The sequence below is a fragment of the Pseudoalteromonas sp. 120-MNA-CIBAN-0494 genome (assembly GCF_040308885.1).
In the GTDB taxonomy this organism is placed as follows: Bacteria; Pseudomonadota; Gammaproteobacteria; order Enterobacterales; family Alteromonadaceae; genus Pseudoalteromonas; species Pseudoalteromonas nigrifaciens.
Genome location: NZ_JBEOOE010000211.1, coordinates 1 through 245, shown reverse-complemented (window position 1 = coordinate 245; position 245 = coordinate 1). Strand labels below are relative to the sequence as shown.

Sequence of the window (245 nt, the reverse complement as noted above, 5' to 3'; positions counted from 1 at the left end):
AGGTCAAATCGCGGGTATGCAGACGCTCGTACAACTGCCCTGCCATAATAAATAGGGCAGCTGAGCTTAAGCCATGGGCCAGCATTTGAATCATTAAACCTTGCAAGCTGAGCAACGTACCTGCATAGATTGCCAATACCACAAAACCCATGTGCGAGATACTGGTATAAGCCAGCAGGCGCTTCATATCGGTCTGCATAAAGGCTAGCCATGCGCCATAAAAGATACCAATCGTACCCAAGGTC

Annotated in this window: 1 protein-coding gene; it reads right to left on the bottom strand. The window is 48.6% G+C overall.

Annotated features, from left to right (window positions below; translation table 11 throughout):
- On the bottom strand, window positions 1–245 hold a 245-nt coding region (locus tag AAEY55_RS18555), incomplete at both ends, for a proton-conducting transporter membrane subunit (protein WP_350552752.1).